General features: G+C 35.6%; 11 protein-coding genes and 1 pseudogene. 6 read left to right on the plus strand and 6 right to left on the minus strand.

Annotated features, from left to right (window positions below; genetic code table 11):
* Window positions 1–11: 11 nt before the first annotated feature.
* From V6260_RS08705 to V6260_RS08715, 3 genes are all read right to left on the minus strand, one after another.
* Window positions 12–536, minus strand: a complete 525-nt coding sequence (locus tag V6260_RS08705) for a DUF6436 domain-containing protein (protein WP_341593703.1) — start codon at window positions 534–536, stop codon at window positions 12–14.
* On the minus strand, window positions 520–1,986 hold the full coding sequence (locus tag V6260_RS08710) for a methyl-accepting chemotaxis protein (RefSeq protein ID WP_341593704.1): 1,467 nt from the start codon (window positions 1,984–1,986) through the stop codon (window positions 520–522). Before V6260_RS08710 ends, V6260_RS08705 begins: the two co-directional genes overlap by 17 nt.
* A gap of 126 nt (window positions 1,987–2,112) precedes the next feature.
* Entirely contained in the window at window positions 2,113–2,670 is a 558-nt protein-coding gene (locus tag V6260_RS08715) for an isochorismatase family protein (RefSeq protein ID WP_341593705.1), read from the minus strand.
* Window positions 2,671–2,831: 161 nt separating this feature from the next.
* Between V6260_RS08715 and V6260_RS08720 the strand changes: the two genes are divergently transcribed.
* The gene (locus V6260_RS08720; protein ID WP_341593706.1) at window positions 2,832–7,337 is read left to right on the plus strand and encodes an EAL domain-containing protein; all 4,506 of its coding nucleotides are present in this window, start codon (window positions 2,832–2,834) and stop codon (window positions 7,335–7,337) included.
* A 53-nt stretch (window positions 7,338–7,390) separates the two neighbouring features.
* Here the strand turns inward: V6260_RS08720 and V6260_RS08725 are convergent, their stop codons facing one another.
* The gene (locus V6260_RS08725; protein ID WP_341593707.1) at window positions 7,391–8,284 is read right to left on the minus strand and encodes a cation diffusion facilitator family transporter; all 894 of its coding nucleotides are present in this window, start codon (window positions 8,282–8,284) and stop codon (window positions 7,391–7,393) included.
* Between the two features lie 194 nt (window positions 8,285–8,478).
* Between V6260_RS08725 and V6260_RS08730 the strand changes: the two genes are divergently transcribed.
* The 3 genes from V6260_RS08730 to V6260_RS08740 all read left to right on the plus strand — a co-directional run bounded on the left by V6260_RS08730 (window position 8,479) and on the right by V6260_RS08740 (window position 11,475).
* The gene (locus tag V6260_RS08730) at window positions 8,479–9,918 is read left to right on the plus strand and encodes a diguanylate cyclase domain-containing protein (RefSeq protein ID WP_341593708.1); all 1,440 of its coding nucleotides are present in this window, start codon (window positions 8,479–8,481) and stop codon (window positions 9,916–9,918) included.
* 126 nt (window positions 9,919–10,044) lie between these two features.
* The gene (locus tag V6260_RS08735) at window positions 10,045–10,998 is read left to right on the plus strand and encodes a slipin family protein (RefSeq protein ID WP_341593709.1); all 954 of its coding nucleotides are present in this window, start codon (window positions 10,045–10,047) and stop codon (window positions 10,996–10,998) included.
* Between the two features lie 21 nt (window positions 10,999–11,019).
* Window positions 11,020–11,475: an NfeD family protein gene (locus tag V6260_RS08740; RefSeq protein WP_341593710.1), complete on the plus strand. Its 456-nt coding sequence runs from the start codon at window positions 11,020–11,022 to the stop codon at window positions 11,473–11,475.
* Window positions 11,476–11,495: 20 nt separating this feature from the next.
* On the opposite strand, the gene V6260_RS08745 is transcribed toward V6260_RS08740, so the two are convergent.
* Complete coding sequence (locus V6260_RS08745) at window positions 11,496–12,368, minus strand: SMP-30/gluconolactonase/LRE family protein (RefSeq protein ID WP_341593711.1); 873 nt, start codon at window positions 12,366–12,368, stop codon at window positions 11,496–11,498.
* Between the two features lie 211 nt (window positions 12,369–12,579).
* Here V6260_RS08745 and V6260_RS08750 point away from each other — a divergent pair.
* A pseudogene (locus V6260_RS08750) lies at window positions 12,580–12,838 on the plus strand (patatin-like phospholipase family protein); the annotation flags it as partial.
* On the opposite strand, the gene V6260_RS08755 reads toward V6260_RS08750, so the two are convergent.
* Window positions 12,806–13,204 carry a PepSY domain-containing protein gene (locus tag V6260_RS08755; RefSeq protein WP_341593712.1) on the minus strand — a complete coding sequence of 133 codons (399 nt, stop codon included), beginning with the start codon at window positions 13,202–13,204 and terminating at the stop codon, window positions 12,806–12,808. The pseudogene V6260_RS08750 and the gene V6260_RS08755 sit on opposite strands and share 33 nt — an antisense overlap.
* 788 nt (window positions 13,205–13,992) lie before the next feature.
* Here V6260_RS08755 and V6260_RS08760 point away from each other — a divergent pair.
* On the plus strand, window positions 13,993–14,766 hold the full coding sequence (locus V6260_RS08760) for an undecaprenyl-diphosphate phosphatase (RefSeq protein ID WP_341593713.1): 774 nt from the start codon (window positions 13,993–13,995) through the stop codon (window positions 14,764–14,766).
* The last annotated feature ends 136 nt before the right edge of the window (window positions 14,767–14,902 follow it).

Raw genomic sequence — 14,902 nt, forward strand, 5'->3', positions numbered from 1 at the left:
CTGCATGTTATTTATGCATTATTTACACAATAACATCCCTTGGTTTGTGTAATTAAGAGGTTTGAGTTAAAACCTGCGGCTAAATTAGTGACCGCAGTTTCAACAAAACCACTTCCCTGAGCGCAAGCTAGCCCTTCGGAGAGCGGCCCTGCATACACAAATTCACCATCTTTATTAATAATAACAGCAGCAGGCGTTGCAGGAATAACGTGTTTAAGCTTTGGTGTTAATTCAACTTTTACAACCTTCATAGCTTTATTGCCAGCAAAAGAGGTTAACGATGAAATATGCGGCTTAGCTTGTATCGTACACCCACAGTTTTGTTCTGTTATAAGCACTAACGACGCTTCATTAGTGTCAATCCAACCCAGTTGCTTTTTAAAGTTACCAAACCAGTTTCTTTGCATTAGAATTTTCGAGCTATCAAACGGTTTAAGTTGCTCTAACTGAAAATAAACTAACCCTGCAACAACACAAATAAGCCATGCAGCTATAAGCGAGAATACAAAAGAGTTAGATTTATTTAAACTTTGCAATACTTTGCTCTAATACATCAATACTTACATCTATTAGCTGAACTTTAGCTGTCAACAGCTCCACTATTTCCGTATCTTGATATTGATTCTGGCGCATATCATCAGTACTGCTCGCTATCAACTCGGTATTTCCAGCTTGCTCGGCTACAACTTGAGCAACAGATTCTGAACTCGAAGCAACGGCTTCAATTTGCTCGCTCATTGCTGAAATATTCTCTTTCATGGCGGTACTTATATCAGTTAAATCTACAACAAAATTTACACACTGACTCATTGATTGAGTTGATGTTTTACTGTTTTCAACTAAGTCTTTGAGCGTTAAGCCGATCTTATCTGTTGTCTCTTTGCTATTATTTGCAAGAGATCTAACTTCATCAGCAACAACAGCAAAGCCTCGTCCATGCTCACCGGCTCGAGCAGCTTCGATAGCAGCATTCAAAGCAAGTAAATTAGTTTGCTCAGCAATACCTGATATCTCGTTAAGAAGACTCGAAATAACATCACCTGCTGCCACTAAGTGATTTATCTGCTCTTCTGTATGATTGAGTAAAGTTAATAGTTCTCTACTTTTAGAATCTGTTTGAAGCACGTCTTCTAGTGCATTACTGGCGGTTTTCGTGATATGGTCGACTTGGCGCTTAAGGACTTCGCTTTCTTCTTCAACTAGTTTAAAACCATGAGCGACTTGTGCACCTGAATTTGCTATATCGTCAGTTTGCTGTGTACGATGCACAGCTCCATCTGCAAGCTGATCATGGACCTCAATAAGCTCTTGAGAGTTTTTTTGTAGTGATTCTGATTGTGCTTGAACCTGTTTGATAACATCAGATATATAATCTAGCAATGTATTAAACCCAACCACCGCGACACTTTTAGTATCATCAGCGCGTAGAGAAAGTTTAATATTTTCAGGGTCTTTCATTATTTGTTCTGTAGCAAAACTTAATGATAAACCTGCTCGACGCTCCCGTTGCAATGTTTTAGCAATATAACCTGCGACTAACACTTCAACGATTGCGTACCCAGCATGGATAAGCACTGTCGTAAAAGCGAGCCTATCGGGGTCAAATACATAAAAACCTGTATTCTGGGTTTGCAAGTAATAAAAAGATAAATGATGAATTGCCACAAATATGATAGCGGTAATAAATACCCGCCACTGCACAAACATAATTAACATAGCCATTAATATAAATATTTCAAAATGTACTTCAATAAGGCCAAATGTTTGTTGGATGTGCAAAAAAGAGAACATCATAATGGCTGCAGCTACAACGTGGGGAGTTATCGCACTTTCTTCTTGAGTTTTAAGTAGCCAAATTGGTAATAAGCAAAGCGGTAAGCCAATTATGAAAGCTTGTAATAATGTACCAAAATATAAACCTACACCTATTGATTCAATAAATAAAAGGCTCAAAACAAGTATAAATAGTCGACTAACGCTAGACATAAAAACCTTACAATTAATGGTATATAAACTTTGATCTGTTGAATACGAAATAAAATGCATATAGGATCATTAAGTGTAATAATAAATCATTACAACTAATTAATCACGTTAAATTTCACCATGTATTTACATCTTGATGATCGGTAGTATTCTTTTAAAATCAGTCGTAGCTGCTTTCTTTGTCCATTGAAAAATAACGGTCTCTGCACACGAAATAGTAGCACCAGCTTGTCTTAATTGCTCAATTGCTGTTTGAACATGTAGCTGATTTCTTGAACCAATGCCATCCGCTATAACGGTAACCTCAAAACCATTCCTTAATAAATCTAAACAAGTAAGTAAAACACATACATGAGCTTCTGTACCGACAACAACAATTTGATGGCGTTTATACTCCTTAACAAGCTCTAAAAATCTAGGTTCCCCACAGGCACTAAAGTAAGTTTTATCAAAGTACTTCGCTTGCGGCACTTCGCTTTTTATTTGTAATAGTGTTTTACCTAAACCTTCTTTATATTGTTCAGTAATTAGTACTGGTAAATCGTGAACACAGCTTGCTTGGGATAGCTTTAACGTACAGTTTAAAATGTTAGAAAAATTACAAATAGAGGGAGCTAATTTACTTTGCAAGTCAATAATTAGAAATAAACTATTACGAGCGTCAATGTCATTTATGATTTGCATATATTGTTTCAACTACCTAAGGTTAATTAAAATATCTTAGCGCAATGAAACTATAATAGGTACTCTAATTTAATGAATATTTCTATGATTCAAAAATAAAAATTATGCTATATTTAGTAAATAGTTAGGTTCTATATGGTCTATAATGAAGAGAGTTAATAGTGCGTTTAAGTAAGTTGCTTTTCCTCACCTACATCGTTACTTCTGTATATTTAGGAAGTGCCTTTGCCGCGCAAAACTATGCCCAGCAACTCCAACGTATCTCTACAGAAGAAGGTCTTTCACAAAGCTTTGTAACAAAATCTCTTCAAGATGATTTGGGTTATATTTGGATTGGAACAGCACAAGGCCTAAATAGATTTGATGGGTATCAAGTTACAAAATTTAATGGTGGGGTTGGGCTAGATCAATATAATATTGCCACCATGTTTAAGACTCATGATGGTAAAATAGTTGCCTCTACAGAGCTTTCAGGCGCATACTTAATAGATCCACTGAGATTAACTGCAACTCAAATATATTCAGGTTACTCACCTCAAAAAACAGATGAAACATATCCTATTTTAGCCATCGAGCAGATACAGGATATTTTTTACTTCGCGATACATAATCAAATATATTCACTGCATGCAAATGATAAAAAACTTAACCTCATAGCCACTATACCTGGGGAAATGAATTTTATCCGTGCTTTAAGGGCATACAAAGAAAATCTCTATATTGGTGCTAACCAAGGTTTATATTCAATAGATTTAAGTAACACACAGTTAGTCAAGGTTAATCTCCACCGAGATATTGCAAATACAGCTGATAATAATAATGTTAAATTTTTAACTATTGACTCACAGCTAGGGCTATTAGTTGGTACCGTTGAAGGCATGTACGCTATAGCTTTTGACTCAAATAACTTTATTGATAACTCAAAGTTGTCTACGGTTATTCCCGATTTTAATATTTGGGATTACCAAAAAACTCCTTATGGGGAGTTTATAGCAACCGAACAAGGGCTATTTCAATATTATCGAGAAACAAATAGCACAGAGTTCGTTTTAAACTTTAGTGATAACCAATTCAACATAACTGAAAACACGATTAATGACTTAATGATTGATGATACAGGAATGTTTTGGTTGGCTTCACGCACGCAAGGCATATTTACTTGGGCAATTCAAACTAGGCGTTTTAATAAAATAAAACTGCTAAACAATAATGTCATTAATGCCGTTAACCAAGATAAAGATGGTTCTTTTTGGTTCGGAACTGATGACGGAATAACTCACTTATCTAATGACAAAAAACAAATGACAACTTATTTACAGTCAAATGATAGGAAAGCTGTGTACCGAAAGTTTGCAGTTTACGATATTATTCCTGCTCATCTAACACCTGATGATCGGTATTTATGGCTTGTACGTTTCTACGACATTTTTTTATTTGATAAAATAACAGGAAAAATAGTCCCTAAGAAAAAGACTTATGAGGAAGGAACATCTACTGACTATTACGGTTTTGCTGAAATTAAAAATGATACATTTGCTTATTTTAGTAATGAAAACTTTTATATCTATAATGGTAAAAATGGTGTTCGTCGAATTGTAAAAGGCCTAAAAAAACAACTCGATCCTAGTACTGCTTACGCATTCCACCGCCCTTTAAGTACCCACCCCAACGATTTATTACTTAGTACATATACTCACTTGTACAGATATAATGAAAAAAGTGAAACTTTAACAACGGTATACACAGCAAAAAACATTAGAGGTAATAATTTTCATACTGTTGAAAACTGGGCCCTGGATGATAATAATATACTATGGCTTGCGACAACGCATGAAGGCTTAGTAGGCCTTGATGCTAAAAGTTATAAAAGAAAATATCATTTTGGTATGACAGCAGGCTTAAAAACACAATCAATTTATGCTTTATTGTTAGATCAATTCGGTTTTTTATGGATTAGTAGTCAAAACGGACTCTATCAGCTCAACACACATACTTTAGATTTAACCGACTATACTATTAAAGATGGCCTTTCCGTAAATCAATTTAGTGCTATTGGAGCCAGTAAACTAAATAACGGTAGTATTATTTTTGGTAGTAGTAATGGGGCTCTTTTATTTCACCCTGCAGAGTTTACTGATGTCTTAAAAACAAATTCTTCACAACCAACCCAAATCACTAATATAACGTTACTTTCAAAAAGAATAAATTATCATCCTTTTCAATATTTGACAGTGCCACTACAACTAAATCATGATGATATAGGTCTGGAGATTAGTTTTTCTAATTTTGATTTTCAAAATATTGATAAAACACGCTACAAAGTATCTTTAAGTGGGCCAACTTCGTTAGAGTATGATAATTTAAAATCCAATAAGGTTTTTTTCACCAAACTCCCTCCAGGAAAATATACTCTTGGGGTTTCGTCGGATAATTTAAATCACTCCGAAAAAGAAAAACCAACTACTATCAGGTTCAATGTTGCCTATCCCGCTTGGCAATCCCCCCTAGCCTATATTGTTTATACTTTAGTATTCATAACCGTATTATTTTTATTATTTTGGCAATACCGTGTTCGTAAAATAGCTATAGAGAATGCCCATAGAAAAACTATTCATTCACAAAAACAAACTGAGCTAGCCCTTAGTAATAATAAAAGTGGTATATGGGACTATACATTCGAAGATAATACGGTGAATACGCAGCGTGGAATTGAGCTGGGTTATTCAAACTTACCTGAAAGGATTGATATCCAACTTTATATGGGGTTGATTCATCCTGATGATAGGCGAAGGGTTGAAAGCCAGTGGCTAAGCTTTATTAAGAAAAATAAACAGCAACATTGGCAAGCAACTTACCGGTTACGCCATAGAAATGGCTACTGGCTTTGGTATCAAGACCTTGGTCAGATTATGTATAAAGAGCATTCAAACACACCTTTATATGTTTCTGGGATTTATACAAACATTACTGAACAACGTGCAAATGAGCAGCAAGCAAAAATTCTAGGAGAAGCTTTTAGCCAAATAAATGACTGGTTGCTTATTTTAGATGACCAGCTTATGCCCTTTTCTGCAAACAATAGCTTTCTTGAAACATTTTCAAGCATAAATTCAACAACACAACTGAGCCCAAAACTTTTTATAAAAGCAGTTGGAAAGGCTAAATGCAAAGAACTCGCAGCTAAATTAAAAGCACTAAAGCCAAAACAAAACTGGCGCACAGACACCTATATTCATACGGCTAAAAACGAAAAACACCCAATTCATTTTAGTGTAACTGTTGTTGCTAAAGAAAATAATGACGTTGGTTACTACGTAGTTGTTATTTCTGATTTAACTGAGCAAAAGCAAGCTGAAAATGAATTACGATATTTGGCAAATTACGATCCTTTAACATCTTTACCAAATCGTAGCTTAATGCATCAAAACATCGAAAATACAATTAAGCGAGCTAAAATGAATAATTCTCAATCTGCGCTCTTATTTATAGATTTAGATAAATTCAAGCCTGTTAACGACTCTTTTGGACATGCAGTTGGGGATAAATTGTTATGTAATATTACTAGTCGTGTTAGCAATATGCTCGATGATACAGCAACGCTAGGGCGGCAAAGTGGCGATGAATTTTTAGTTCTTATCGAAAACATAACTTCGATTCAATCACTTAGTAAAATTGTTAAGGATATAAGCCAAGAACTTGCTAATAAAGCTGTAATTGAAGACTTTTCTATAAATATTTCTGCCAGTATAGGGGTTGCTCTCTACCCATTTGATGCTACAACCACCGATACATTAATAAGAAATGCAGATGTTGCCATGATGCATGCAAAACAGGCTGGTAGAAATGGATTTAAATTTTTTAGTGAAAAAATGAATGAACAAATAAAGCAGAAACTTATCCTTGAAAATGACTTAAAAGATGCTGCAAATGACCACAAGTTTTTTAATCATTACCAACCAATCGTAGATATACAAGCAAGGGTAATTAACGGCGTAGAGCTGCTTATGCGCTGGGAAAATAAAGGGCAATTAATTTCTCCAGCTCAATTTATTCCTATCGCTGAAGAAACTGGTTTAATAGAAACTCTAACAGAACAAGCTCTCAACAGAGCCATAATTGAATTAGCTTCTGTTCTTTCTAGTAATCCTTTATTTTACATTTCTTTAAACTTATCACCTAAACATATCCTTAAAGAAAACATCGCTAGTCGTTTATTATCGGTCTTAGAACAGCATTCAATAAGCCCTATACAAATTAGGTTAGAAATAACGGAAAACACACTATTAGAAGACAAATTAAAAGCGTCTAAACAACTTCAAAAACTCCAAGCTGCGGGATTCAAATTACTCTTAGATGATTTTGGCACTGGCTATTCATCATTAACTTACTTAAGTCAGTTCCCTATAAATGTAATTAAGATTGATCAAAGTTTTGTTAATAGTATTGGGATCGATAAAAGTGATGAATCGATAATGAGAACTATATACACACTTGCAGATAACCTTAACCTAAACTGTATTGCTGAAGGTGTAGAAACGAAAGCACAAATGTTGTTTTTAGCAGATATGGGATGCCATGTATTACAAGGATACTACTTTGCAAAGCCAATGAACGCAAAAGAGCTGTGCAAACCAGACAGTTTCAAAAATATTACTGATTTATTTTAAAATTTAAATCCAAAATTTCGGGTTATTTATTACAATGATAAGAAAATAAACTATCAATTAATATGCGGGCATTCGTGGCTTTCTATTTGCAATACACTATTTTTGACGTTAAATCTTTCGGATAGGAGTTTCTCTACTTTTAAGCGGCACGCTTCATCGTGTTTTTCAACCGTGCAATGCTGCTTTAATACAACGTGCGCACCAACGACTATATTTTTATACTTTCGTGTTACAGTTACATTATGTACATTATATACATGTTCAATAGTCGTAATTTCATGTTCGATGTCTGAGACTTTAGGCAATTTTGCTTTGTTTAAACGAAGCCCTTTCATACAGCTAATAATCACTTTAATACCTGTAAATAATACAAAAGAAGCGATTAACATACTTGATAAAATATCAATAACAATCCAGCCAGTTAAATATATAAGAATACCAGCAACAAATGTAGACACTGTTGAAATCAAATCAAAAAATGAATGCAAAAATACCGCATAAACATTGATACTTGCCTTACGCCCCTTATATAAAACCCATGCAGCTGCACCATGAAATAAAAAACCAATAGCTGCAATAACTGACATTAAATAACTATTAACCGCCAGCTCGTTACCCTCGTGTTGATGAACAAAACGCTCGCCACCCTCGTACAAAATAATTAAGCTGATTGCTAAATACAAAAAACCATTTACTAAGCCACCAATAAGCTCTGCTCGTTGATGACCATCGTTATATGTTTTGGCAAAATGAATAGCGAGGCTTGACGCTATTAGTGCTATGAATAGCGAGCTATTGTGGACAAATAAATGCCCCGCATCAGCAAGCACAGCAAGCGAATTTGAATAATAAGCACCTATAACCTGAATTACCATAAACGAACAAGTAATTGCTAGCGCAATAAGTAACCGACGACGAGAAGCTTGGTGTGTAGTGATTTCTGTCATTAAATGCTTGAATAACCTATACTTAAAGTGCAAATAAGCCAAAGATGGCTTAGAGTAGAAATGGCAATGATATACAGTATCAATTATAATATGTACTGCCCGCAAACGCACTAAAAACTTAGTAAATCAAAAAAAATGTGCTAATAGTTAGTAAAGAAAAAATTTATTTATGGCTTAAACACATGGAGAGTTGAGTGAGTAATAACCTACCAGATGAAATATGGCAAAACTTGGAATTACTGCCGTTTTGTGTATTACTTTATGATGCCAATCAAGATATATTTAAACTTAACAGTCAGGCACAGGACTTGTTTAGCTTAAAAAATCAATCACATTTTTGTAAAACTGATTTTTCACAGATTACTCTAACCAATCATCACAGTAAAAAAAAGCTGTTGGCAGAAGATTTATTCTTTAATTATTTTACAGCAAATAACCAATGCCAGTTTATTTTATCGAAACAAGCATCTAAATTGCTACTCAACGTAAAATTTGCAAAATTACCTAATTCAAACTCCATTATTATTATCGACATATTAAATAACAACGTAGATGAACAATATGATTTTGATAACATTGTATCGAACATCTCAACTGACTTAATCGATATTCAAAATGACGATGTTGATAAGCATATCCACTATGCATTAAAAGCAGTCGGTACCGTTTGCAATGCCGATAGAAGTTATCTCTTTAAGTTTGCCGAAGATGGTAAAACCATAAACAACACCCACGAATGGGTAAATAATGGTATCCCAGCATTTAAAGACGAATTACAAAACATTTTGAAAAGCGACCTCCCTTATTTTTTTAGTTCAATGACTCGTACCCATTTATTCAGAGTAAACGATGTAACGTTGCTACCTATTCAAGCAATAAGCGAAAAAAATATTTTTCAGCGCCAAAAAATTAAATCGGTACTTTGTATTGGTTTACGCTATGACAAAGAACTCGTTGGTTTTATTGGCTGTGATTGTGTTATTCAAAAGCGAGACTGGACTGATTTGGATCTTATCCGCCTAAGATTAGTAGGTGAAATGCTTGCTAATGCTTTCAAAAATTTAAATTACAAACAAGAGCTACAACAGACTCAGCAGCAACTGATTAATGCCAACCATAAACTTAATAAACAAGTTAATACTGATGGCCTTACAAACATTGCTAATCGACGCTGTTTTGATCAAACTTTAAAATGCGAAATTAAGCGCAGCGCACGTAATAAAGAACCTATTAGTTTAATAATGTGTGATATTGATTTTTTTAAGCGTTATAACGATAACTATGGGCATCAGCTAGGTGACGAAGTGTTAAAACAAGTTGCCAAAGCGCTGCACAGAATTTGTAAGCGTGAAGGTGATTTAGCCGCTCGTTTCGGTGGTGAAGAATTTGCGATAATTTTACCTGCAGTCGACACAGATCATTGTCAAAGGTTTGCTGTTCTTATTCAGGAAAAAATCGCAGAACTTGCAATTGAACATAATTTTTCTACAGTCAGTAAATACCTCACTTTAAGCATTGGGTTTTATACTTTTATACCCAATCACAAAACAAAACCCAAAGAGGTTATAACTAACGCCGACATAGCCCTTTATAACGCAAAAGAAACAGGCAGAAATAAAATAGCCAGCTTTTAAAAACCGACCAAGTCGGTGCTACAGTGAGTTTTAGTGGTTAAAAGTTCGCTGTAGTGATAATCTATACGCGCTGAAATTATAAAGAATACAACCACTCAGCGTTTAATTATTATAAGGAATGTTTAAATGGATCCAGTCACACAAATTCTCAATATGGTTTTTACTGTTGAGGCTTTTTTACTCATTTTTGTTATCGTGCTTTTAAAAAGTAGCGTCAAATTTGTACCACAAAACCGCGCCTGGTTAATCGAACGTTTTGGTAAATACCAATCAACTAAAGAAGCTGGCCTTAACTTTATTATTCCATTTATTGATAGAATCTCGGCTGATCGAAGCTTAAAAGAACAAGCTCAAGACGTACCATCGCAATCAGCTATCACTAAAGATAACATCTCACTCATAGTTGATGGCGTACTATACTTTAGAGTATTAGACCCTTACAAAGCTACGTATGGCGTTGACGACTATACTTTTGCCGTTGTACAACTTTCGCAAACAACTATGCGTTCAGAATTAGGTAAAATGGAGCTTGATAAAACATTTGAAGAGCGTGATCTACTTAACACCAACATTGTTGCAGCTATAAACCAAGCATCTGAGCCTTGGGGTATCCAAGTACTTCGCTATGAAATTAAAGATATTGTGCCACCCAACTCTATTATGGAAGCTATGGAAGCACAAATGAAAGCTGAGCGTGTTAAACGAGCTCAAATTTTAGAATCAGAAGGCGATCGCCAAGCAAATATCAACGTTGCTGAAGGTAAAAAACAAGCACAAGTACTTGCTGCTGAAGCCGACAAAGCCGAGCAAATTTTACGTGCTGAAGGTGAAGCAACAGCTATTACGACGGTTGCAGAAGCACAGGCAAATGCGCTTATCAAAGTAGGTGAAGCCGCAGATACAGAGCAAGGTCAAAAAGCAATACAGCTAGACCTAGCAACTAAAGCAATTGCAGCTAAAGAAGCGATTGCTCGTGAGTCATCAATTGTATTACTGCCAGATAACGCGACAGATGCAAGCTCAATGGTTGCCCAAGGCATGGCAATTATTAATAGCTTAAATAAAAAACATCTAGGTTAATAACTAAATAAAGAGGTTTGTATGGATTTTATTACGCAAAATTTACCGCAAACACTTATGGTAATTGGTATTGTTGCTTTAATAATAGAAGTAGCAGTACTTGGCCTTTCTACATTTATCTTATTGTTTTTTGGATTATCTTTATTCCTTACAGGATTATTAATGAGTTTTGGTATTTTACCTGACTCATTAACCACTGCACTTTGGAGTAACACAGTGGTAACAGCAGGCTTGGCTGTTGCACTTTGGAAACCATTAAAAAAAATGCAAAATCGCGTAGATAAAAAGCAAGTGAATAGTGACTTTGCTGAACTTACTTTTGTACTCACAAGTGATGTAACAGAACAAGGTTTAACTACACATCAATACTCTGGTATCAGCTGGAAGCTCAAAAGTGAACAACAAATCAGCGCCGGTACTGAGGTTTTAGTAACCAAAAAAGAAGTGGGTGTTATGTGGGTTACGCCTAAAAGCTAATCATCAATGTAAATTGCAAGTTACAGTAAAACGGGCGGCTCAAACTGCCCGTTTTTTATACCGGAGATCTGAAATACAGTGCCTTGTTCACTAACAGTATTGTTAATCGCTTCATCAAATGCCGATGTCACAAGTAGCAACTCAGCATTTTCACCACCGAAGGCAGTGCATGTCGGTTTTAATGCACAAAGCTCTATTTTTTTTATTAACTCACCGCCTGGGGATAAACACATAACACACCCCATTCCCCACACAGCTAGCCACAAATTGCCTAATTTATCGGTTACGCAGCCATCAGGGTCAACATCAGTATTATTAAATTGATAAAAAACACGTGGCTCAGCGCAAGGATCACCAGTTTGCTCATTCAAATCTAATACATAAATACAACTGGTTAAAGAGTCGCAATAGTAACCGCGTAAACGGGACTTATCAAAGCACAATCCATTTGGGATACTCAAGTCACTTACAACGGCTTTAAGCTGGTGTTTATAATAACGGTATATTTTACCATCCCCTTTTTTAGCATTTACATCCATTGTGCTTAACCAAAAGCCCCCCCATGGATCAGCACGGCCATCGTTTGAACGTCGATTTAGCTGTGTATTTTCAATATTAAGAATACGATGGCGAGTGCTCGAATTAATATGGTATTTGTATAAACCAGTACTTGTACCTAACAATAAGTGCTGCTCATCAATCCACGCTATTGCACTGAGCATATCGGGCATATTAACTGTTTTAAGTTGGCTTTCACTGAGTATATTTTTGCTTAAAAGTAGTTGTTTATTTATATCGACCCAAAAAAAAGTGTTCAGCATAGGATGCCAAAGAGGACTTTCTGCAAGCTGACTCTGTGTGCTGTCAAAAATGGTTACGCTAGGATCAAACATAAATAATTATTCTTTATTATTAACAAAGCCTTGTGATACTAAACCTTACCAGAAAACAGCGAATTTCGCGATGTGTGCCCGGCTTTAATTTTTTATCATCTTCAGTAATCTCTATCGCATTTTTTAGACTTAGTTGATAACATCAAATTTCATAAAAAGGATTGGCCATGACAACAATAATAAAAGCACACTCGTCGTTGAAGGCGGTGCAATGCGCGGTATATTTGCCGCAGGTGTGCTTTATGAGTTTTTAAAACAGCAATACCAGCCGTTTGAACGCTATTTTGGTGTTTCTACTGGGGCAACTAATATAGCCGCATTTTTTATGCAAACAACCAATGCGAAATTATAAAGTAATTACCGACTATTCATGCCGTCCCGAATTCATTAATTTAGCTCGCTTTATAAAAGGTGGTCATTTATTTGATTTAGATTGGTTATGGCAAGAAACAATTCGCGAAATACACCTGCGCATTCGCATCGTTATGCGCCATTATTGTAACATCCCTAATTATTGCTTCAGGGTAACGATTATTAACATTGTCTAAAATAGTGTCTATTTTTGTAGGTTGCTTAATGTGGCTAACTACCGGCTCAGGAGTTGCACTAAACGTTTCTATTAACTTATCCTGATCGCCACCGAAGCTCACAAACGCAGCTGCTGGGAGTAAAATAACGGTCGCAAGCCCTAAAAATGCTCCTGTGAAAGCAATTAAAATATTAAATACGCTGCCCCAAATACCTATAACCTTATAAGCATCGCTTACTGCAATATCTAATCCTTTCTCTCGCCTAAACGTAAAGAGCTTTTTTATCAATTTACGATGAATAAACAAGCCAGTAACTGCACTTACTAAAAGTGTTAAACCTAAAAACCAGTGAGTATTAACCCAACTGGTCGCCCTAAATGCAAATCTGCATGAAACTCACCAATATAAGTTGGAGCATCTGTTTTTTATTGGCGTAAAACTCTTTACTAGGCCCATAATAAGTATTTTCCAGCGCCAAAGTATGCGGATGAAACTGGAATACTCTGGCCACCTCTTGGTCGTAATTTTCATCGCGATGGTGAGATTCAAATACCAATGTTAATAAATGAAAGTTATGCCCACTTGATAAAAATACATGAATGTTTTCGCCAAATTCACTAGGCACCTGTTTATGATATTCGTTTACTAGTCGATTAATTTGCGCGTTGGCTAGATTGCAGCTCTGGATTTGCCCATATTTTTTACTCAGGTCGAGACAGCACGGCTAACGCCCCACTAAATGCAACAAATAGCAGTACCGCAGTAAGAATTCCTACTCAGCTATGTAGTAAAAATAGCTTTTTTAAAGTAATCGACTTCATCCCTGCCCCTGCGTTAATGACCAAAAACTCAATAAACCATGTAATACACTCAATGCAATCATTACAACAAAAGGTTGCCATACCTTTTGCGCCAAATATGCATATACCGTTTAACGCAATTTATTAAACAAATTAAGGCGCTTTTATACTAAAAACACTGTTGGTTTGCATTGAGAGCTTTTATGCTACGTCTCGCAATTTAGGTACGCAGTAATGCGTCATTTCAGTTAAGCCGAGTTCGGGCTTTTTTAATTTTTCAGGAAGCAGTAAACCGTGGATATAATTAACGCGATTATTTTAGGTATTATTGAAGGTATAACAGAATTTTTACCCATATCATCAACTGGGCACTTAATTGTAGCGTCAAAGTGGTTAGGCATTGAATCAACAGACGCTAACCTCGCCTTCGAAGTCATTATCCAACTTGCCGCCATTTTAGCGGTACTAGCCAACTATAAAGACAAGTTCAGCCCTAAACATATTAATTTATGGGTTAAAGTTGCCATTGCATTTATTCCTTTGGGTATTATTGGTTTTATATTTAGTGATGTAATAAAAACACTGTTTAGCGTATCAGTAGTAGGTGTTATGTTTATTATAGGTGGTGTGATGTTTTTACTATTAGAGCGCAGTTATAAAGAGGCTCACTGCACTACTACCGATGTAACCCAAGTTACTTATAAACAAGCTCTTTGGATTGGCGTAGCACAAGTATTTGCGTTAATTCCGGGGACTAGTCGTGCTGGGGGTTCTATTGTTGGTGCCATGTTGTGTGGTTTGAATCGAAAAGCCAGCGCTGAATTTTCATTTTTACTTGGTTTACCTGTACTTGCAGCAGCCTCAGGGTACGACTTACTTAAACATTACCAACTGTTTAGCTTAGATGACCTAACGGCCCTCGCAGTTGGCTTTTTAACGTCTTTTATAGTCGCTTATTTTACTATTAAACTATTCATACGTTTCCTAGAAAATTTCACTTTTGTTAGTTTTGGCCTTTACCGAATTGTATTTGGTGTTATTTTACTAACTAACCTGAATTCTGGTTAAGAGATTTAAAAACACTATAAATAATAACGATATTTAAGTCTGTTTCTCTCTAGCTAGAAATTTTTGGTTAAAACAAGGCGAACTTCTTTGCAATAGCTGGTCTATTGCAAGGAAGTTCAACGCAGTTAGCGCTAAA

Source organism: Pseudoalteromonas aliena, assembly GCF_038155085.1.
Classification (GTDB): Bacteria; Pseudomonadota; Gammaproteobacteria; order Enterobacterales; family Alteromonadaceae; genus Pseudoalteromonas; species Pseudoalteromonas aliena_A.

What these genes read in the sequence shown, in the direction of transcription:
- V6260_RS08740 (WP_341593710.1), top strand. Translation starts at nt 11,020, where the DNA reads ATGGATTTTATTACGCAAAATTTACCGCAAACACTTATGGTAATTGGT.
- V6260_RS08745 (WP_341593711.1), bottom strand. Translation starts at nt 12,368, where the DNA reads ATGTTTGATCCTAGCGTAACCATTTTTGACAGCACACAGAGTCAGCTT.
- V6260_RS08710 (WP_341593704.1), bottom strand. Translation starts at nt 1,986, where the DNA reads ATGTCTAGCGTTAGTCGACTATTTATACTTGTTTTGAGCCTTTTATTT.
- V6260_RS08715 (WP_341593705.1), bottom strand. Translation starts at nt 2,670, where the DNA reads ATGCAAATCATAAATGACATTGACGCTCGTAATAGTTTATTTCTAATT.
- V6260_RS08725 (WP_341593707.1), bottom strand. Translation starts at nt 8,284, where the DNA reads ATGACAGAAATCACTACACACCAAGCTTCTCGTCGTCGGTTACTTATT.
- V6260_RS08735 (WP_341593709.1), top strand. Translation starts at nt 10,045, where the DNA reads ATGGATCCAGTCACACAAATTCTCAATATGGTTTTTACTGTTGAGGCT.